Source organism: Mycobacterium sp. EPa45, assembly GCF_001021385.1.
In the GTDB taxonomy this organism is placed as follows: Bacteria; Actinomycetota; Actinomycetes; order Mycobacteriales; family Mycobacteriaceae; genus Mycobacterium.
Genome location: NZ_CP011773.1, coordinates 3,733,923 through 3,755,010, shown reverse-complemented (window position 1 = coordinate 3,755,010; position 21,088 = coordinate 3,733,923). Strand labels below are relative to the sequence as shown.

15 protein-coding genes are annotated in these 21,088 nt (G+C 66.0%); 11 read left to right on the top strand and 4 right to left on the bottom strand.

Translation table 11 applies throughout. The features are described 5' to 3' along the window. Positions 1-17: 17 nt before the first annotated feature. Positions 18-3,341 (bottom strand): bifunctional lysylphosphatidylglycerol synthetase/lysine--tRNA ligase LysX, encoded by a 3,324-nt coding sequence (gene lysX, locus AB431_RS17985; protein ID WP_047331083.1) that lies wholly within the window; start codon positions 3,339-3,341, stop codon positions 18-20. A gap of 47 nt (positions 3,342-3,388) precedes the next feature. After that, positions 3,389-3,751: a DUF1844 domain-containing protein gene (locus tag AB431_RS17980; RefSeq protein ID WP_047331082.1), complete on the bottom strand. Its 363-nt coding sequence runs from the start codon at positions 3,749-3,751 to the stop codon at positions 3,389-3,391. Between the two features lie 285 nt (positions 3,752-4,036). Here AB431_RS17980 and infC point away from each other — a divergent pair, with 285 nt between their 5' ends. From infC to AB431_RS17945, 7 genes are read left to right on the top strand one after another with little or no spacing between them, the layout of a single operon-like run. Then, positions 4,037-4,639, top strand: coding sequence for a translation initiation factor IF-3 (gene infC, locus AB431_RS17975; RefSeq protein WP_082135723.1), 603 nt, complete (start codon positions 4,037-4,039; stop codon positions 4,637-4,639). A gap of 13 nt (positions 4,640-4,652) precedes the next feature. Beyond that, entirely contained in the window at positions 4,653-4,847 is a 195-nt protein-coding gene (rpmI, locus tag AB431_RS17970; protein WP_047331080.1) for a 50S ribosomal protein L35, read from the top strand. A gap of 49 nt (positions 4,848-4,896) precedes the next feature. Beyond that, positions 4,897-5,286: a 50S ribosomal protein L20 gene (rplT, locus tag AB431_RS17965; RefSeq protein WP_047331079.1), complete on the top strand. Its 390-nt coding sequence runs from the start codon at positions 4,897-4,899 to the stop codon at positions 5,284-5,286. After that, positions 5,255-6,103, top strand: a complete 849-nt coding sequence (locus tag AB431_RS17960) for an RNA methyltransferase (RefSeq protein ID WP_082135722.1) — start codon at positions 5,255-5,257, stop codon at positions 6,101-6,103. The genes rplT and AB431_RS17960 overlap by 32 nt, the downstream gene beginning before the upstream one ends. Further along, positions 6,100-8,379, top strand: coding sequence for a xanthine dehydrogenase family protein molybdopterin-binding subunit (locus AB431_RS17955; RefSeq protein WP_047331078.1), 2,280 nt, complete (start codon positions 6,100-6,102; stop codon positions 8,377-8,379). The genes AB431_RS17960 and AB431_RS17955 overlap by 4 nt, the downstream gene beginning before the upstream one ends. Then, positions 8,379-8,918, top strand: a complete 540-nt coding sequence (locus AB431_RS17950; RefSeq protein WP_047331077.1) for a (2Fe-2S)-binding protein — start codon at positions 8,379-8,381, stop codon at positions 8,916-8,918. The genes AB431_RS17955 and AB431_RS17950 overlap by 1 nt, the downstream gene beginning before the upstream one ends. Further along, the gene (locus tag AB431_RS17945) at positions 8,915-9,901 is read left to right on the top strand and encodes a xanthine dehydrogenase family protein subunit M (RefSeq protein ID WP_047331076.1); all 987 of its coding nucleotides are present in this window, start codon (positions 8,915-8,917) and stop codon (positions 9,899-9,901) included. The genes AB431_RS17950 and AB431_RS17945 overlap by 4 nt, the downstream gene beginning before the upstream one ends. Positions 9,902-9,986: 85 nt before the next feature. On the opposite strand, the gene AB431_RS17940 is transcribed toward AB431_RS17945, so the two are convergent. Continuing rightward, a complete protein-coding gene (locus AB431_RS17940) occupies positions 9,987-11,222 on the bottom strand; it encodes an acyl-CoA dehydrogenase family protein (RefSeq protein ID WP_047331075.1) in 1,236 nt (411 codons plus the stop codon). Between the two features lie 12 nt (positions 11,223-11,234). After that, positions 11,235-12,257, bottom strand: a complete 1,023-nt coding sequence (locus AB431_RS17935) for an oxygenase MpaB family protein (protein ID WP_047331074.1) — start codon at positions 12,255-12,257, stop codon at positions 11,235-11,237. A gap of 192 nt (positions 12,258-12,449) precedes the next feature. Here AB431_RS17935 and AB431_RS17930 point away from each other — a divergent pair, with 192 nt between their 5' ends. The 4 genes from AB431_RS17930 to AB431_RS17915 all read left to right on the top strand — a co-directional run bounded on the left by AB431_RS17930 (position 12,450) and on the right by AB431_RS17915 (position 21,078). Continuing rightward, complete coding sequence (locus tag AB431_RS17930; protein WP_082135911.1) at positions 12,450-13,292, top strand: adenylate/guanylate cyclase domain-containing protein; 843 nt, start codon at positions 12,450-12,452, stop codon at positions 13,290-13,292. A gap of 9 nt (positions 13,293-13,301) precedes the next feature. Beyond that, on the top strand, positions 13,302-14,096 hold the full coding sequence (locus AB431_RS17925) for a rhomboid-like protein (RefSeq protein WP_047331072.1): 795 nt from the start codon (positions 13,302-13,304) through the stop codon (positions 14,094-14,096). Between the two features lie 322 nt (positions 14,097-14,418). Further along, a complete protein-coding gene (locus tag AB431_RS17920; protein ID WP_235435703.1) occupies positions 14,419-16,677 on the top strand; it encodes a hypothetical protein in 2,259 nt (752 codons plus the stop codon). Between the two features lie 141 nt (positions 16,678-16,818). Next, complete coding sequence (locus AB431_RS17915; protein WP_047331070.1) at positions 16,819-21,078, top strand: TIR domain-containing protein; 4,260 nt, start codon at positions 16,819-16,821, stop codon at positions 21,076-21,078. Positions 21,079-21,088 lie beyond the last annotated feature (10 nt).

Below are 21,088 nucleotides of genomic sequence, written 5' to 3'. Positions count from 1 at the left end.
GAGGCTGACGTCGTCGGCTAACGCGGTTTGGCGAGCGGGAACGGCAGCGTCTCGCGAATGCTGTGCCCGGTGATCAGCATGACCACTCGGTCGACGCCGACGCCCAGGCCCCCGGTCGGCGGCATCGCGTATTCCATCGCCTGCAGGAAGTCCTCGTCGAGTTCCATCGCCTCGGCGTCGCCACCGGCGGCCAGCAGGGACTGCTCCTGGAGGCGGCGCCGCTGCTCGACCGGATCGGTCAGCTCGCTGTATGCCGTGCCCAACTCCACACCCCACGCCACCAGGTCCCAGCGCTCAGCGACCCCCGGCCTGCTGCGGTGGGGACGGGTGAGCGGCGACACCGAGGTGGGGAAGTCGGTGTAGAACGTCGGCGCGCCGGTGGCGTCTTCGACCAACCGTTCGTAGAGCTCCAGCACCACCGCACCGGCGTCCCAGTGGGTCAGGTACGGGATTCTCGCGCCGTGGCACAGGCGTCGGAGGGTGGCCAGATCGGTTTGGGTGTCAATCTGTTCGCCGAGGGCTTCGGAGACGGCGTCGTGCACGGTCTTGACCGCCCACGTCCCGGAGATATCCACCGGCTCGAGTTGGTCGGGCGCGCCGTGGCGGGGCCGCATCACCACCGCGGAGCCGTTGGCGGCGATCGCCGCGTTCTGGATCAGCTCGCGACAACCGTCGATCCACACCCGGTAGTCGGCGTGCGCCTGGTAGGCCTCGAGCAGGGTGAACTCGGGGTTGTGGCTGAAGTCGACGCCTTCGTTGCGAAATGCCCTGCCCAGTTCGAAGACTCGCTCGACGCCGCCCACGCACAACCGCTTGAGGTACAGCTCGGGGGCGATCCGCAGATACAGGTCCAGGTCATAGGCGTTGATATGGGTTTTGAATGGCCGGGCGTTGGCACCGCCGTGGATCTGCTGCAGGATCGGTGTCTCGACTTCGAGAAACCCCTTGTCGAACAGGGTATTCCGGATCGAGTGCAGGACGTTGCTGCGAGCGCGGATCAGGTCGCGGGCTTGCGGATTGATCGTGAGGTCGACGTAGCGTGCGCGAACCCGCGCCTCCGGGTCCTGCAGGCCCCTCCACTTGTCGGGTAACGGGCGCAAGCACTTTCCAAGCATTCGCCACTGCTGGACCAGTACCGAGCGGGTGCCGTTCCTGCTGAAACCCATGTGCCCGGTCACCTCGACGAGGTCGCCGAGGTCGACCGCGGCGAAGTCTTCGGTCGCGCCGTCGAGCGTGGATTTGTCCAACAGCAGCTGCACGTCGCCCGACCAGTCCCGCAGCTGGGCGAACACCACACCGCCGTAGTCGCGGGCGCGCAGGATACGTCCCGCGACGCTGAGCGTGACGTCGTCGGCTTCGTCGAGTGCCTGGGCGATCGTATGGGATGGCGGGCGGCCAACCGGGTAGGCGTCGATACCGTTGCGCTGCAACGTTTTGAGCTTGGCCATCCGCACGCGGACCTGGTCCGGAAGCCGCTCGCGCTGGCCGGTTTCGGACGCGTGGACGGGCTCGTCGACGGCGTCGGGTGCGGTGCCGTCGGAGTGCAGCCGGCCCGAGGCGGCCAGGTCCTCGGGGACCGACGAGTAATGGCCGGTGTGCTGTTTGGTGCGCCGGGAGAAAGGCAGCACCAAGAAACCCTCGGCGATGACAGACGCGACACCGACCCGCGGGATGAGGCGGGCGTCTTCGTAGCAGGCGTACCGCGGTATCCAATGCGGTTGGTACTTCATGTTGGAGCGGTACAGGGTCTCCAGCTGCCACCACTTCGAGAAGAAGACCAGCATGGCGCGCCACAGCCGCGCGACCGGGCCGGCGCCGAGCTGGGCGCCCTGCTCGAACGCCGCGCGGAACATCGCGAAATTGAGTGAGACGCGACTGACGCCAAGGTCTTCGGCGTTCTGCAGCAGTTCGGTGACCATCAGCTCGATGGTTCCGTTGGGGGATTTCGGCGAGCGGCGCATCAGGTCCAGCGACAGCCCGCTGGTACCCCAGGGCACCAGCGAGAGCATCGCGACGACCTGACCGGATCCCGGGTCCTGCCCGCCGTCACCGTCACCGTGCACCGCCTCCACGAGCAGGCAGTCACCGTCGGCGCGGTCGCCGAGCCGGCCAAGGGCCATCGAGAACCCGCGTTCGGTCTCGGTGTCGCGCCACGCGTCGGCACGCGCGATCACGGCGGCCATCTCATCGGCGGAGAAGTCGCGGTGCCTGCGAAACCGCACCGTCAGCCCGGCGCGTCGGGCGCGGGTCACGGCCTGACGGACGGCGCGCATGTCCGACCCGGACAGGTGGAACTGGTCGGGGTAGAGGATCGCCTCATCGCCGAGCTGTAGAGCGTTGAGGCCGGCCTCGCGGAATGCTTGCGCGCCTGTGGAACTGGCGCCCATGACGCCCGGCGCCCAGCCGTACTCCTGGCACAGCGACAGCCACGCCGCGATCGCCTGCGGCCAGGCCCGCGGATCGCCGATCGGGTCGCCGCTGGCCAGGCAGACACCGACCTCGACGCGGTAGGTGATGGCGGCGCGCGCGTTTGCGGCGAACACCACGGATTTGTCGCGACGGGTCGCGAAGTAGCCCAGCGAGTCGTTCTTGCCGTACGCCTGCAGCAGTCCGCGGATGGCGGACTCGTCCTCGCCGGTCAGCGCGTTCTCGGCGCGTTGGGACTGGAACAACACGACCGCGGCGACCATCAGCGCCAGCGCGCCGAACAGCCCGAGCAGGGCGTTGACGAACGTGTGCGGATGGCCGGTGAAGGATTCAGAGCCGGCACCGGCGAACGCGCTGACCCGGTTCAGCGCATATAGGAAGCGGTCTTCGCGGGCCAGTGTGCCGGGAAAGAATTCGAGCAGTGCCCAGCCGATTGCGGTACCGACGGCCAAGCCTGCGAACAGAGTCGCAGCGGCCTTGAGCAAGGCGCCGCGGCGGACCCTGGCCCAGAATTCTTTGTAGGCCAGCACCAGGGCAACAGCAGCGGCAATGTGGAAGGTCAGGCCGATCACTTCGCCGACGTCGACGGCCGCTGACTCCTCACCGGTCAGCAGGTCGGTGATGTTCCAGACCGACGCGGCGACCATGTAGAAGACGAGAATCCACCAGGCGATGCGCTTGCGCGCGGCGAGCGCGGCGGCCAGGAGGATAAGGACGAAGGCCCATGCGAAGCTGGTGTCCGGGAAGTTGAACAGGTAGCTGTTGATGAACTCCCGCGGCATGCGGATGGCGTGCCGCAGGATCGTCGAAATGCTCGACAGCAGCGACAGCGTCGCGATGACGCCGATGATCCAGCCGGCTGCGGCGGGTACCCAGCGGAACCGTGACGTTGGCCGACTCGAGGTGACGGTCATAGTGCCGCCGAGGATATTACTTCGACATGCGAAATGTCTGTGGTGCGCTACCAGACAGGACCCGTATATTTTTCGCCCGGCCCATGGCCGGGTTCGTCGGGAGCCGCACTGGCTTCGCGGAAGGCCAGCTGCAGGCTCTTCAGTCCGTCGCGGACCGGGCCCGCGTGCGGGCCCAGGTACTCCGCTGAGGCGGTCACCAGCCCGGCCAGCGCGGTGATCAGCCGGCGTGCCTCGTCGAGGTCGCGGTGTTCGCTGGCGTCGGGATCGGGGGAGGACAGCCCGATCTTCTCGGCGGCGGCGCTCATCAGCATCACCGCGGCGCGGGTGATCACTTCGACGGCGGGAATCTCGGCCAGGTCGCGGGCGCGCGGGTCACTCGGGTCAGATGGCTGAGCATTGGAGTCCGTCATGCCTGCTAGACTGGCATGCACGACCGTCCCGGCGTACGCCAGGGACAGCAAGTGGAGTCCCACTCCCACCGTTGGCCACGGATGTTTCCGCAGGTACAGCGGTCCGGTCACAGATACCGCAATGGTATCTGTTCTGCGGTTTCGCAGGCGGCGACAGCCGTGATCGGTCGGCACTGGGCCCTGCTTCATGCAGGGCCTTCTCGCTGATGGCGTGGTTTCTTCCCCGGCTGTTCCCGACTGTGAACGCCGCGGTGGTCTGAACAGAAACCGAACCAGGGAGGCCCCATCAGCACTGAGACCCGTGTCAACGAGCGCATCCGCGTACCTGAAGTCCGACTGATCGGACCTGGCGGGGAGCAGGTAGGCATCGTGCGCATCGAAGACGCTCTTCGCGTCGCCGCGGATGCCGATCTTGACCTCGTCGAAGTAGCACCGGACGCCAAGCCTCCGGTCTGCAAGATCATGGACTACGGCAAGTTCAAGTACGAGACGGCGCAGAAGGCGCGCGAGTCCCGCAAGAACCAGCAGCAGACCGTCGTCAAGGAGCAGAAGCTCCGACCCAAGATCGACCCGCATGATTACGAGACCAAGAAGGGTCACGTCATCCGCTTCCTGGAGGCGGGGTCGAAGGTCAAGGTCACGATCATGTTCCGCGGTCGCGAACAGTCGAGGCCCGAACTCGGGTACCGACTCTTGCAGCGGCTGGGCGCCGATGTCGCCGATTACGGCTTCATCGAAACGTCGGCCAAGCAGGACGGACGCAATATGACGATGGTGCTGGCACCGCACCGCGGCGCGAAGACTCGCGCCAAGGCGGCGCACGACGCCGACGCCCCCGCGGGGCGCCCGGCCGAGCCGCAGCCCACCGAAACACCTGAGACCACGTAGAAACTGAGGACCAATGCCCAAGGCCAAGACTCACAGCGGAGCTTCGAAGCGCTTCCGCAAGACCGGCACCGGGAAGATCGTGCGGCAGAAGGCGAACCGTCGCCACCTGCTCGAGCACAAGGCCAGCAAGCGCACCCGCCGCCTGGACGGTCGCACGGTCGTGGCGGCCAATGACGCCAAGCGCATCAACGCGATGCTGAACGGCTAAGCGCCGTAACCCCTCACCTTTTTGACCGAACGAGAATAGGAACACCGCAATGGCACGCGTGAAGCGCGCACTCAATGCCCAAAAGAAGCGGCGCACAGTACTGAAGGCGTCGAAGGGCTACCGCGGCCAGCGCTCGCGGCTCTACCGCAAGGCCAAAGAGCAACAGCTGCATTCGCTGACCTACGCCTACCGGGACCGTCGTGCCCGCAAGGGTGAGTTCCGCAAGCTGTGGATCTCCCGCATCAACGCGGCGGCCCGCGCCAACGACATCACCTACAACCGTCTGATCCAGGGCCTGAAGGCCGCCGGCGTCGAGGTCGATCGCAAGAACCTCGCCGAGATCGCCGTCAGTGATCCGGCCGCGTTCACCGCGCTGGTCGAGGTCGCCAAGAAGGCGCTGCCGGAGGATGTCAACGCTCCCTCCGGTGAAGCCGCCTGACATTTCGGAGTCAGAGGCACTCACTGAACGATCCGCCCGGGTGGCGGCTGCAGTTAAATTGCAGCGCCACACCGGGCGTCGTCGTGTTGGGCGCTTTTTGGCCGAGGGTCCGAATCTGGTCGAGGCCGCGGGCCGCCGTGGACTGGTGATCGAGGTCTTCGCCACCGAAGCGGCCGCGCAGCGCCATGCCCAGATGCTTACCGGGTTGGTTGTCCACCGGGTCACCGAGCGGGCGGCCAAGGCGCTCTCGGAGACGGTGACGCCCTCGGGGCTGGTCGCGGTGTGTACGACGCCCGACGACGATATCGATGCGGCGCTGGCCGGACGGCCACAGTTGGTGGTGGTGGCGGTCGAACTGTCGGAGCCGGGTAACGCCGGGACCCTGATCCGGTTGGCCGACGCGATGGGAGCCGCGGCGGTGGTGTTCGCCGGGCACAGTGTGGATCCCTATAACGGCAAGGTCTTACGGTCCTCGGCGGGCAGCATCTTCGCGGTGCCGGTGGTGAGCGCCATTGAGACCGCTGACGTGTTGGCGGGGCTGCGTGGCGCCGGCCTGCAGGTGCTGGCGACGACGTTGGACGGCGAGTTGAGCCTCGACGACGCCGACGAGGTGCTGGCTGCGCCGACCGCCTGGGTGTTCGGCCCAGAGGCGCAGGGGCTGTCCGTTGAGATTGCCGCGCTGGCCGACCACCGGGTGACAATCCCGATGAGCGGCGGCGCGGAGAGCCTGAATGTCGCTGCCGCTGCGGCTATTTGCCTGTATCAAAGCGCGCGTGTCCAGCGTGCTGGCGGCAGCTCGTGCACAATGGCGGAATGAGTTCGGCTCGGCACATCGGATTACCGGTCACCAGGATAGAGGGCCGGGACAAAGTGACCGGTCGAGCCCGCTACACCGCCGACACCGTAGTGGACGGGTTGGCCTATGCCAGCGTCGTGCAGTCCGAGATCGCCCACGGCATCGTGACCGTCGAATCACTGCGCGACGGTAGCGCTCGTGCCGCCGCGGCCCCCGGCGTTCTGCATGTGGTGACCCCGTTGAATTGCCCCGTCCTGCATCGGCTACCGGATGACGTCACGTTCGACCTGCCGATGGAGCGCCGGCCACCGCTGTCGGATCTGACGGTTCAGCACGTCGGCCAACACATGGCCGTAGTGGTGGCCGATTCGCCGGAGAACGCCACCCATGCGGCGTCGTTGTTCGACCTGCGTTACGAGGTGCAACCGGCCGCATTGGGCATCGACGAGGTGCTCGGCGCCACCTCGCCACCGGATGAGAAGGATGGCCAGATCCGTTACGGCAGTTACCTTCCGGATCACTTCGTGAAGCTGGACGAGGAGAAGCTGCAAGACCATCGCGGGCCGCGTGACGAACCGCTCGGCGCGGCACGCGTCGATGTCAGTTACACGACACCGCTCAACGCGCACTATCCGATCGAACTCTCGGCCACCATCGCGGCGTGGGACGGTGATCTTCTCACCGTGCATGACGCGACTCGTTGGATTACCGGTGAACGTGCGGCGCTGGCCGCCTACCTGGGCATCCCGGAACCTCACGTCCGGGTGATCGCACCCCTGGTCGGTGGCGCGTTCGGGTCGAAGAGCTTTCTGTGGATGCATGTGGTGTTGTGCGCGGTCGCCGCGCGGGAGATCGGGCGTCCGGTCAAACTCGTCCTCACCCGCAACCAGATGTTCTCCTCGACAGGGCATCGGCCTCGGACCCGCCAGCAGATCCGTCTGATCGCAGACGATGACGGTGCGCTCCGCAGCGTTGAGCATCACACCGTCACCGAGACGTCGACGGTGGCTCACTTCTGCGAGCCCGCCGGGCTGTCCAGCCGCATCCTCTACCAGACGCCGCGTCTGGTGGTGTCCCACCGCACTGCGCGAATCAACGCTCCCACACCATGTTTCATGCGAGGACCGGGGGAGGCGCCGGGTCTGTTCGCGCTGGAATCCGCGATGGACGAACTCGCCGTCGACCTCGGTATGGACCCGTTGGCACTGCGGATCCGTAACCACGCCGACGCCGACCAGGCCAGCGGCAAACCATGGTCGGGCAAGCATCTCCTGGACTGTTACGAGTCCGGGGCGCGGCAGTTCGGCTGGGATAAGCGCCCTCTGGAGCCGCGATCGTTGTCGGACAACGGAATGCAACTCGGCTGGGGGATGGCCACCGCGACGTATCCCGGTCGCCGGATGCCCGCGTCGTGCAGCGTGACCACTGCCGCTGATGGTTCGGTGCGGTTCACCTCGGCCACCCACGAGATCGGCACCGGGGTGCGCACGGCGATGTGTCAGGTCGCCGCGGACGCCACGGGCTTGCCGTTGCCGTCCGTGACGTTCGATTCCGGTGATTCGCTGTTCCCGGATGCCCCCTACAGCGGCGCGTCGCAGACGACGGCCACGGTCGGCTCGGCCGTCCATACCGCCGCCACCCAATGGAGCGACCGCTTACGCGTGTTGCTCAAAGGCGATGCGAGCACCCCGTTTCACGGCGCAGGCGACATCCGGTTCATCGATGGCGATGTCGTGTCTGCAGGCCACCGGGTCGCGGTCGCCGAGGTGATCGCGCACGGCGGCCAGCGTTACCTCGACGACTTGAGTTTCACGGTCTCGGTCGACGGTGGTCAGCAGCGCGACAGCGTATCGCAGTCGTTCGGCGCGCACTTCTGCGAAGTCGAGGTCGACGAAGAGATCGGGCGGGCGACGGTGACCCGCTGGGTTGCGGTGATGGACTGCGGACGAGTCCTCAACCCCGCGCTGGCCCGCAACCAGGTGATGGGAGGCATCACGTTCGGCGTGGGCATGGCACTGCTGGAACAGGTGCCGTACGACGCCCGAACCTCGCAACTCATCGGTGAGTACTACGTTCCGACTCATGCGGACCGCCCCGACTTCGACATCACGTTCATCGACGAACCCGACTTCGGTCTTGACCCGATCGGCGTGCGCGGCATCGGTGAGATCGGCGCCTGCGGCGTCGCCGCGGCGGTGGCCAACGCGATCTTCCATGCCACCGGCCGCAGGATCCGCGACCTGCCGATCGCAGTGGAGCAGTTGATGATTCATGACACCGCGAGTCAGGGGAGCTGATGGCATCCGAATACGAGATCGCCCTCCGCGTCAACGGGGCGCTCCATGAGATCGCGGTCGATGTCCGGACCACCCTGTTGGACCTGTTGCGTGAGCGCCTCGGGATGACCGGTACCAAGAAAGGGTGCGATCACGGCTTGTGCGGCGCCTGCACGGTGGCCGTCGAGGGCGAGCGGATCGTCAGCTGTCTTGCGCTGGCCGTGTCGGTCGACGGGTCGGCGGTGACGACAATCGAAGGGATCGGTGGCAGTGACGCCCTGGATCCGGTGCAGGAGGCCTTCCTGCACCACGACGGCTTCCAGTGCGGCTATTGCACTCCGGGCCAGATCTCGTCGGCACATGCCATGCTTCGCGAGCACGCCCGCGGGGATCTGTCGGCGGCATCGTTCGACGGTGATCGCGACGCCGCGCTCGGGGGCCACCCGGTATTGAGCGAGCCCGAGATCCGAGAGCGAATGGCGGGCAACATTTGCCGGTGCGGCGCCTACTCGAACATTGTCGACGCCGTCGCGGCGGCCGCGAAGGCGCCGTCGCAGTGAAGACTTTCGACTTCCGGCATGCGGTGTCGGTGGACGACGCGATCCGCTCCGTCGTCGAGACCGGCGGCACGTACCTGGCCGGTGGCACGAACCTCGTCGATCTCATGAAAAATGGTGTGCTGCAACCACCAGCGCTCGTCGACGTTCGACGCCTTGGGCTGACCTCGGTACTGAGTACCGACATCGGCGGTGTGCGCATCGGTGCCGGCGTCACCAACAGCGTGCTGGCCAACCATCCGTTGATTCGCCGCCAGTACCCGGTGCTGTCGCACGCGATTCTGAGCGGCGCCACCACGCAACTGCGGAACATGGCGACAGTGGGTGGCAATCTGCTCCAACGAACCCGGTGCCCCTACTTCATGCAAACCGAGTTCGACCGCTGCAACAAACGGGTAGCCGGCTCGGGTTGTGCCGCGCTCGACGGGTTCAACCGCGAGCATGCAGTGTTCGGCGGAAGTGAGCAGTGCGTGGCCACCAATCCCTCCGACATGGCCGTGGCGCTGGCCGTTCTCGATGCCGTCGTGCATGTGCAGGGCCCCGACGGAACCCGCGCGATCCCGATCGCCGACTTCTTCACGCTGCCCGGAGATGCCCCGGATCGCGAAAACTGCCTGCAGACAGCGGAACTCATCACTGTTGTCGAGCTGCCCCCGTCGGCATTTGCGGCGCACTCGTGGTACCTCAAGCTGCGTGATCGGCACAGCTATGCCTTTGCGCTGGTGTCGGCGGCTGTTGGTGTCGAGCTGATTGATGGCGTGATCGCGTCGGCAGCGATAGCGCTGGGCGGTGTCGCTCCGCGGCCGTGGCGGGTACCTGCGGCCGAAGCTGCGTTGAGGGGTCGGCGGCCCGAGGATGCGGTACTGCGCGCAGCCGCCCAGCAGGCGATGGCGGGTGCCCGGCCGCTGAGTCAGAACGGCTTCAAGGTCCCGCTCGGACGCAGCGCGGTGCATCGGGCGCTGGTTCGTGCGCTCGGTACTTCATGACGGCACTGCCGCGAATGTGCGATTTCGTACGCGACACGCCGCGTCAGGCGTACGAAACCGCACACTGGCGAACCCGGTTCGGAGCTCACGCCCCGAGCAACCCCTTGGCCACGTGGGTGATCTGTACCTCGTTACTGCCGGCGTAGATCATCAGCGACTTCGCATCGCGGGCAAGTTGTTCCACGCGGTACTCGGTCATGTACCCGTTGCCGCCGAACAACTGGATGGCTTCCATCGCGACATCGGTTGCGGCCTGCGAGCAGTAATACTTCATGGCTGACGCTTCGGCCAGCGATATCGGTGTGCCGCTCTGCCCGCATTCGATCACCCGGAACAGCATGTTGCGCACGTTCATCCGGGCCACCTCCATGTTGGCCAGCTTGAGCTGGATCAACTGGAACTGACCGATCTCCTTGCCCCACAACGTGCGCGTCTTGGCGTAGTCCGTGCACAACCGCAGGCATTCCTCGATCACGCCGAGCGCCATCGACACCACGCCGATCCGCTCCGCGGCGAAACTCGACCGGGCGCTGTCGCGGCCGTCTCCGGACTTGTTCTCCTCGGTCTCGCCGAGCAACCGGTCGCGGCCAAGGCGGACGTTGTTGAAGAACAACTCACCGGTGCGCGAACTGTGGATGCCCATCTTGCGGAACGGCTTCGCCTGAACAAAGCCCTCCATTCCGCGGTCCAGCACGAATGTCAGCACCTTGCGGTCGCGCTTGTCAGCGCCATCACCCTCGTCCAACTTGGCGTACACCACCACCACGTCGGCATCGGGCCCATTGGTGATGAATGTCTTCTGCCCGTTGAGGATGTAGTCGTCACCGTCACGAACCACGTAGGACTTCATGCCGCCGAACGCATCCGAACCCGAATCCGGCTCGGTGATTGCCCACGCGCCGATCTTGTCGTAGGTCACCAGCTCCGGTAGCCAGCGTTCCTGCTGGGCCAGCGTGCCTCGACTTTGAATCGTCGGCACCGTCAGCCCCAGGCTGACACCCATTCCGGTGACCAGACCCATGCTGACCCGGCATAGCTCACTGATCAGGACGAAACCCATTCCGGCCGAGCCACCGTCGCCGAACATGCCACCGCCGCCGCCGGACTTCGACTCGGTGCCGGCCCGCAGCCGGTCGAGTCGCCTGTCCAGTGACTCCCGCGCCATCTCTGCGATACCGAAGGTGGCGAACAGTTTCCGGATGATGGGGTAGGGCTCCATATCGCCGCTCTCCAGTTCGTCCAGGTGCGGGCGCACCTCTTTGTCGACGAACTCACGGACGGCGTCGCGCACGGCGATATCGACGTCGGACCATTCGATCATGGGTTCTCCGGTTCAGGCGGCGGCGGAACGTCCTCGGGCGGGCCGCAAACCGGCAAGTGAGAACGTCGTGTGGACCAGCGACCCCGCACGCGCGACGAGGCTCTTGGTTCGAGGGACATAGTGCATGGGCAGCCCACGGCGGTCTTTAGGGGGTGCCATGAAACCGGGCGCCTCGACCAGCGGCGCGTCGGCCGGAATCTGTCCCGACGCCCGTCGATACGCCGACAACGCCCGCGGGTGCAGCCGGATCTCGTCGGGTACCGCCCAGAACGCGAGTTCGACGGCCTTGCCGAACAACCGCAGCACCACCTCGTCGCCGGGCGTCCACCTCATCCCGGCCTTCTCCCGGACCGCCGGGTCGAACAGGCCGGCGGCGATCCAGCGCTGTGCGCCCACCATCGGCTTGAAGAGCTGGTCCCACACCGGCGTTGGCATCAAGACGAACTTCGGCTTCGGAATCCGGATATCGAAGATCTCGCGCGTGGCCCGGTTGATCTCCAATTCGTCGCGGCACACCCGATCCCAGTATTCACAGAAGTCTTCCCAGGTCTCCGGGACGGGCTTCATGCTCATTCCGTACATCGCGTACCACTGCACGTGTTCGTCGAACAGCTGGCGCTTCTCGGCTTCGGTCAGCCCGCCGCAGAAGTATTCGGCGACCTTGAGGATCAACATGAAAAATGTGGCGTGCGCCCAGTAGAACGTTTCGGGGTCGAGTGCGTGGTAGCGCCGGCCCGCGGTGTCGACGCCCTTGATCTCGCGGTGGAATCCCTTGATCTGTTCGCCCGTCTGACGGGCGCGCTCGCCGTCATACACCACGCCCATGATCGGGTACACCGATCGCGCGACCCGCTGAAGCGGCTCCCGGTGCAGAATCGAATGCTCTTCCACCCCGGCGCCCAGCTGCGGGTACATGTTCTGCAGCGAGCCGATCCATACCCCGAGCATCCCGGTGCGCAGATCGCCGAAGTACTTCCAGGTCAGAGAGTCCGGCCCGAGCGGCTCGGCGGTGCGTGTGGTCGTCGTTGACCTCATCGCCTAACGATAGGGCTGACAACAAGCGTTGTCTACGGCGGCTACGAAGCTGTGACCAGTCGTTTGGCATAGCGATACGTCGACCGTGTCACACCAGCTTGGCTGGCCCGAAAAGCGTTGCCTAGGCTTGATCTTGTGGACGTCGAGCCGTTCGGCGATCAACCCGATCCAGATGTTGACGTCGACCAACGGATGCGGCCCGGGCGTGGGCCCGGGGCGTGGTGGCACAACACCAACCACAATCCCGGACTCATCGCCCTGGTTCGCCGGGCCCGGCGCCTGCTGCCCGGCGATCCGGACTTCGGCGATCCGCTGTCCGCGGCCGGCGACGGCGGTGCCCGTGCCGCCGCGCGGGCCGCCGACCGTCTGCTGCGCGACCGAGAGGCCGCCACCCGCGAAGTGAGTTTGGCCACACTTCAGGTCTGGCAAGCGCTCACCGAACGTGTCGCCGGGCGGCCGGCCAACCCGGAAGTCACTCTGGTCTTCACCGACCTGGTCGGGTTCTCCAGTTGGTCGCTGCAGGCCGGTGACGACGCCACGCTGCGGCTGCTGCGTCGCGTCGCCCAGGTCGTCGAGCCACCCCTGCTCGACGCCGGCGGTCACATCGTCAAGCGCATGGGCGACGGCATCATGGCCGTGTTCGCCGACCCCGCGACCGCGGTGCGAGCCACTATGGCCGCCCGCGACGCAATCCGAACAGTCGAGGTAGACGGCTATACGCCCCGGATGCGCGCTGGTATCCACACCGGCCGCCCGCAACGCATCGGCTCGGACTGGCTCGGTGTCGACGTCAACATCGCCGCCCGGGTGATGGACCGCGCGCCCCGCGGCGGCCTCGTCGTTTCGGGGGAAACGCTGGAGTCCATCGGCCCCGAGGAACTCGACGCGCTCGGGGTCACGGCCAAGCGGGTGCGGCGTCAGGTGTTTGCCCCGCGCGCCAGCGGCGTGCCGACCGATCTGGTGATGTACCGCCTCAAAACCCGCAGGGACCTGCCAGTCGAGGACGATGGAGAGGATCTCGAAGCCCAGGCATAGTGGATAGAGATGGTTCTCTCACTGCTGACGCGGCTGGTCCGCGTTCGGGTCACTCTGGGTTACACCGCCGTACTCGCGGTGGTGGCGGCCGTGCTGCTGGCACTCGGCCCCCATGTACGTGACCAGGTGATCCTGCACGCGAGTACCAATCTGCACAATCTCGCACACGGGCGGCTCGGCACGCTGATCGGCAGCGCATTCGTCATCGAGAACGGGCCGATCTATGTGTGGCTGCCCGGCCTCTTCGCGATTCTCGGCCTGGCCGAATTGCTGTGGCGCAGCCGGTGGATGGCGCTGGCGTTCGTCGTCGGTCACGTCGGCGCCACAATGCTGGTCGCCGCGGGGCTGGTCGCCGCGCTGGCGGCCGGCTTGGCGTCATGGTCGATCGTCAATGTCACCGATGTCGGCATGAGTTACGGAGCGGTCGGTGTCCTGGGCGCGCTCACCGCGGCGATCCCACGCCAGTGGCGCGCAGCCTGGACCGGCTGGTGGCTGGCGGTCGCGGTCGGGTCGGCGGTCAGTACGTGGGGCGACTTCACCAACGTCGGCCATGGTGTCGCACTGGTGCTCGGCATGGTGGTCGGCACCCGATTCGGCCATCCCGCGCACTGGACCACCGCGCGGTACGCGCTGCTCGCCGTCGCGGCGGCGTTCGGCTACCTGATCATGGCCAACACCGGACTGTCGATCCTGACGACATCGACGCTCGGTGTGCTGGGCGCGCTGACAGCCGCCTACCTCGCGCGCCGGCGCTCGGTGCGCAGGACTTCGACCTGCGTAACGGCGCGGGTGGCCGCCACCTAAACCGGGCCGAACCCGTTGAGGCCGACACTGTCGGCCCCCGCCGCGCTGACGTCAGTCAGGCACCTCGCAGAGCAGTGCGGTCGTCAGTTGCCGTGTGAGCGGCTTCGAGCGGGCGCCAACGAACCTCCGGCGCAACGACCGCATAACTGATGAAATCACTTCGGGAAACCACATGCGGTGCGTCGACGTGAAATGGGGTCCGGCGGTGGGGCCAGGCAAGCGCAGCGTCCTCAAGGCTCTTCGAGCGGTATCGCTTGTATTGGTCGCTCTGGTCGTTTGCTACCTTGCGGCGTTAGCTTTGCGGCCCGGACTCAATCAGCACATGCCGGTTGCTGTGCGATGGCTCGGCGAGCCCGGGTCGTCGCTGGCGATCACGATCGTCGTGGCGATAGTCACCGTGGCTTGTGCACTCGACGTCGTCGGCGGCCGACAGGGGCAGGGCGTAAACGTCACTCTGCGAATTGTCGTGGGCTTGACCGTGGCGAACTTCGTGTTGGGATTGAGCTCCTACTGGAATTGCCACGGGGGGGCGAATCCATATTTCTACACACCGCTGATGTGGACCGTCGGCCTGCTCAAGGGCGGTGTCGGTGATCAGTCGATCGGCGGCGACACGTGCCCGGCACCGACTCCGATCGCCTTGGAGATCGCCCGGTTGTCTGCTCTCGCGGCGATCACGGTGGGCATCGGCGGTGTGGTGATCGCCCTGTTACGGTCCCAGGCCGACCGGATTCGAATTCGTATGGACCGGTCGATGAGTGTGGTTGTGGGCGTTGACGACGATGCGCGTTCGATGGTCAGCGCGGTGCGAAACACACTGGAGAGGAACAGCCGGCTCGTGGTGATCACCGCGAGCCCTGATCTTCCCGCCGTCCAGGAAGCTCGCCATCAGGGTGCGCGTGTGGTCGTTGTCGATTTCGCTCGTCCGGAGACGTTGGAAGCGTTGTCACTGTGGCGCAAGCTGGACCGACTGTATTTGCTCTCGTCAGACCCGATGGCGAACCTGTCGTGCCTTGACGTGATCAATCGCTGTATCCCAGCGGTCAACGTAAAGCGCCGGGTGCCTTTGATAGTGCGGATCGATGACCCTTGGCAGGCCGAGGCCTGGCGCGCCCAGCAGTTCGGAGGATCGGACAGCCGGTGGGCGGCGGATGCAGTGGGCAAGTATGACGTAACGGCGCGCCGGCTACTCGAGAACGTCACCGCGGATACGACGGTGACCCGTGTCGTGGTCTGCGGCACCTCCCCGCTGACCCTGGCACTATGCGCCGATATGGCGCAACGTCAACGGGAGCGCACATACCGCGCCGACCCAACGGATGCCGCCTTGCCGGCGCTGGTCCTGGTCGGGGACAACGCCGATGATTACTTGCAGGACCACGAATTCCATCAAGATCAGCTCGGTCTTGCGTCGATCCCCTGTGCCATCGAGGCGGTGCCGAGGAGGCCGTCAGTGCGGGTTGTGGCCGAATTGATAAACGAGAGCCATGCTGATCCGCGTTCTCACGCGGTGATCGTGGTGGACGACACCGTGGCAGCGGCAGACGCCATGACAGGCACCCGACTGGCCGCACGCTTTCCCGAGTTGCTGATCTTCGCGTGGGATCCATACTCAACGGTCCAGGACGACCGGGCTCCGATCGTGGGTCGGTTGCGCACATTCGGCCTCGGGATGAATCTGCCGGCCGGTATGGCCCACGATGCCTGGGAGCGGGCCGCGAGGCTCATCCACGAACGTTTCGCAGATGACTTCGCCGCCGAGAACGGCCACCGAACACCCGCGACCCAACCGTGGGCGCAACTCGCCGAGTTCTATCGCGAGTCGAACCGGCGCCAGGTGCGCAACATTCTCTGGATCGTCGAATCGATTGGCGGCCACACCTGGAGCACCGCCACCGGCCAGTGGGCGCCGCCTCTGGACTCCGAGGTGTACCGGCAGGCCGAGCCACTCGAATCCCTGCGCTTGCTCGGCTTTGATGCCAGCACCGCCGTCGCGATGGCTCGCGCCGAGCATGTTGACTGGTGTCGCTTCTACCGCGCCGACGGGTGGCGCTATGGGCCGGTGCGCGACGATGAGCACAAAGTCCACGACAAGCTACTGGATTGGGACGCCGCCGAACACAACCCCCACTTCAAGAAGACTGCGCTCCGGAGCCTGGCCAACACCCTGGTGGAACTGGCGAAGCTGGGTTACCGCTCGCGTCCGCTATGGCAGCGGTATCGACGGACGGGCATCGTCACCGCCACCCAACAAACCGACGCATGGACCTGGACGTCGAGCTCGGGCAACATCATGAACGGCGATGCCGGTGACTGGGCTGTTCAGGATGGCGCAGGCAACGCCTGGTCGGTCAACGACGACATATTCCGCGCGACCCACGAATATGTCGACGGAAATCGTTGGCGGAGAACGGGTTTCGTTACTGCTCGACCTGCCCGTGCCGGGGAGACCATCGAGACCCTCGAGGGGCCCGCGACGGCTGCCGATGGCGATTGGATCGTGACAGGTGGCAACGGCGAGCTGTGGCCGATTCCGGACGTTCAGTTCCGGCAACGCTACGAGGGACCACTGCCGCCGTGACCGCGGATTCCCGATTTTGCCCCCGAGGGCGAGGCCGACAGATCTACGCTTTCTGCTACGGGTGTGGTTCTTTGACCCGATCCAGGGCTGCTGGCGGCGCGGGGTGGCAGATGTTGGTAGGGCACAGGACCCGGTGATCGCATGTCGCGGATCTTCCTGAGTCACTCCAGCCGGGACAATCGGCAGGCGATCGCGTTGCGGCAGTGGCTGATCGGTCAGGAGCCGCCGTTGGCCAACGAAATCTTCCTGGACCTTGATCGTGACAGCGGGATTCGATCGGGCGTGCGGTGGAAGGACGCGTTGCGGCAGGCCAGCACCCGCTGCGAGGCGGTGATATGCCTTGTGTCAGCCGACTGGGAGGCCTCCCCGGAGTGCAAGACGGAGTATCGGTTCGCCGAATACTTGAACAAGAAAGTCTTTTCCGCTCGGATTGGTGCGCTGACCGGTGATGACCCCACGCGGGAGTGGCAGCAGATCGACCTTATCGGTCCCGGCCCGACCACCCTGATCGACATTGGTGATGACGCTGCACCGGTCGAGTTCTTGTCCGAGGGCCTGTACCGGCTGCGGGAGGGCATCGTCGGCGCCGGGATCGGCGCGGAGTCATTCGTCTGGCCGCCCCCCAATGATCCTGAGCGCGCACCGTATCGGGGATGGGAACCGCTGGAAGAAGTCGACGCGGCGGTATTCTTCGGCCGCGACGCTCAGATCCTGCGAGGGCTGGATGCGCTGCGCGGGATGCGCAGATCCGGATTAGAGACGCTCTTCGTCGTACTCGGCCCATCAGGAACCGGGAAGTCGTCGTTCCTGCGTGCGGGTTTGTTGCCGCGACTGCGCCGCGACGACCGTGAGTTCATGGTTCTTGACATCGTGCGACCACAACGCAGCGCTCTCACCGGGGACACCGGGTTGGCCCGAGCCATTCACGCCACTCGTACCCGATTGGGTTTGGGCGCACCGGGGCTCGGTGAGATCAAACAGGCGTGCTTGGGCGGTTCGGTGGCCCAGCTGGCGCAGTGGCTCCTCGAGATACAACGTGCGGCGAGCGCCCGGTTGTTGACCGAGGCCGGCGAGATGCCGCTGCCGACGCTTGTGCTGCCCTTGGATCAAGCCGAGGAACTGTTCGGCGCCGATGCCGGCAGGGAGGCGGCGGCGTTCCTGGAGCTGATTGCGGGCCTGGCTGCGTGCGGCGACGGTCAGTCGGACCGGCTGGGTCTGGTACTGGCCGTCACTATCCGGACCGATCGTTACCAGGCGTTGCAGACTGCTCCGCAGCTGGCTGGGGTGGGCACCGTGTTGTTTGACGAACTCAAACCGATGCCGCGTACGCAGTTCAAAGACGTAGTCACCGGTCCAGCCGTCCGCGCCACCGAAGGTGGTCGACCTGTCCAGATAGAACCCGAACTGGTCAACCGATTGCTCGACGACTGCACCGAGGGTGCGGATACGCTGCCGCTGCTGGCATTGACGCTGGCCCGGCTCTACGAAGACTACGGAAGCGACGGCACATTGTCGCTGCCGGAATATCTTTCGATGGGTGGCATCCAATCCGTGGTGCGCACCGAAATTGACAGTTTGTTGAGTCAGTGCGCCGAGCAGCGGGCACTGCAGCTGCAACAGTTGCGTGCGGCATTCATTCCGTGGCTGGCCACGATCAATCCCGACAATGACCAGCCGATGCGGCGGGTCACCCGCTGGACCGAGCTGCCCGAGCAGAGTCGTCCGCTGCTCGAGAAGCTCGTTGCCAAACGGCTACTGGTCAAAGACACCCGTGACGGCGAGGTGGTCGTCGAGGTCGCGTTGGAAAGCCTGTTGCGTCAGTGGGACGAGTTGGCCCGATGGCTGGCTGAGCAACGCGAGGATCTCAAGAATGCCGACTCGATCGAGCGTGGTGCTCTTGCGTGGGAGAGAAATCAACGCGACGACGCCTGGCTGCTGCAAGGTACGCGGCTCGCGGACGCCGAAATCTTGGCGGCCGCACCTGGATTCCGAGATCGCGTGCAACCCTGCCGCGACTTCCTGCGCGCCTCCCGTGCGCGAGAGGAATCGCGGGTCGAAGCCGAGAAGCGTCAGCAGGAAGCCGAATTGCAGGCCGAGAAGGACCGGCGCGATGCCGCGGAGAAACTCGCGGCCGCCGAGACCGCTGCGAAGGAGCAGGCGCAGTCACACGCGGTGGTGTTGCGGAAACGCTCACGCATACTGCGCCGAGTCCTCGCCGCGACCGCCGTGATAGCAATCATCGCCATTGTCGGTGCTGCCGTTGCCGTCGTCGGGATCGTCCAGGCAACTACGGCCCGGTATCAGGCCGACGCCCGCACGCGCGAAGCGGTCGCTCTCAAACTGACCTCCGAGGGGCAATCCATGCTGGCCGGCATTCAGGGCGGAGGTGATGCGAGGGCGCTTCAGCAGATCCTCGCCGCGCCGCGAATCGCGCCGACAGCTGCCGACACCGGCGCGCTGTTTGCCGGCGTGGTCGGGTTGCGGAAAACACTCAAGATCATCCCTACCGGCGACGTTGTGAACAGTGTGGCTTTCAGCCCCGACGGACGGCGAATGGCTTCGGCGAGCAACGACAAGACATTGCGGCGGTGGGACGCCGACACCGGCCAGCCGGTGGGGCCGCCGATGACCGGCCACGCCGACGCGGTGACCAGCGTGGCGTTCAGTCCCGATGGGCGTCGCATCGTTTCGGGCAGCTGGGATTACACGCTGCGGCTCTGGGACGCCGACACCGGCCAGCCCGTGGGGCCGCCGATGACCGGCCATACCGGTGCCGTGAACGGCGTGGCGTTCAGTCCCGATGGGCGCCGAATCGTCTCGGGCAGTTCCGATCAGACCCTGCGGCTCTGGGACGCCGACACCGGCCAGCCCGTGGGGCCGCCGATGACCGGCCATACCGGTGCCGTGAACGGCGTCGCGTTCGGTCCCGATGGGCAGCGCATCGTTTCGGGCAGTTCCGATCACACACTGCGGCTGTGGGACACCCACACCGGCCAACCCCTTGGCGTGCCGATCGACTGCGGAGACGAGGTGTCCAGCGTGGCGTTCAGTCCCGACGGTCGCCGCATCGCATCGGCCAGCTCCCGAAACGACATCCTGCAGTTATGGGATGCCGGCACCGGTCGGCCCGTCGGGTCGCCGATGAGCGGCTCGGGGAATGGTGTGGCCTTCAGCCCTGACGGCCGCCGGCTCGTTTCGGGCGGCGCTGACCACACGGTCACCGTATGGGATGTCGACACCGGCCAGCGCATCGGCGCCCCGCTCACTGGCCACACGGCTTACGTCCAAGCGGTTACCTTCAGCCCCGACGGACGGCGGATCTTCTCCGGCGGCGGCGACCGAACCTTGCGGCTGTGGGACTCCACCACCGCCGCGCTGGTGACTGGCGCGGGCCCGATATCGAGCGTGGGCTTCAGTCCCGACGGACGTCGTATCGTCGCCGCGACCGGCGACACGGTGCAGATGCGAGACGCAGCCACCGGCCAGCCCATCGGCCCCCCGCTCCCGGGCCAGACCGTGGGGGTCACCAAGGTGGCGTTCAGCCCCGATGGTCGCAGGGTCCTCGCAGTCGACAAAATCGGCACATTGCAAGTGTGGGACTCAGATAGCGGCGAGCCCGTTGGAAAGCCGATGACCCCGCCGGATGCGATTGTCATCAAGGCGTCATTCAGCCCGGACGGGCACCGTATCGTGACCGCGAGCGTCGAGGACAACGCGCTGCGGGTGTGGAACGCCGACACCGGAAAGCCGATTGGGCAACCTTTGACCGGCAACGCCGAGTTGGTGTGGAGCGTGGCATTCAGTCCGGACGGGCACCGCGTAGTCTCCGGCGGCTTCGACAAGACCGTACGCGAATGGGACGTCGACACCAGCAAACCCATCGGGGAACCGATGACGGGCCACAGCGACGTTGTGTCGGCTGTCGGGTTCAGCCCGGACGGACACCGCATCGTCTCGGGCAGCTGGGATCAAACCTTGCGATTGTGGGATGCCGACACCGGCGGACCCATCGGACTTCCGATGACCGGCCACACCGACCTGGTCTCCGCGGTGGCATTCAGCCCCGACGGACACCGCATCATCTCGGGCAGCGCTGACAAAACACTTCGACTGTGGGAGGCGGACACGCCCCACGCGATCGGCGCACCGCTCAACGGCCACACCAAGGGGGTAACCAGTGTCGGGTTCAGCCCCGATGGGCAGCGTGTCATCTCCGGCAGCTCCGACGGTACCGTACTGGAATGGCCGACTCCGGATCAGGCAATCTGGCCAGAACTGTTGTGCCGTAAGATCACTCAGAACATGAGCCATCGGGAATGGAACGACTGGGTCTCATCTGCCATAGGCTACATTCCGGTCTGCCCCGGACTTCCGACACCGCCCGACGCCGCGAACCGCTGACGGCATGAAG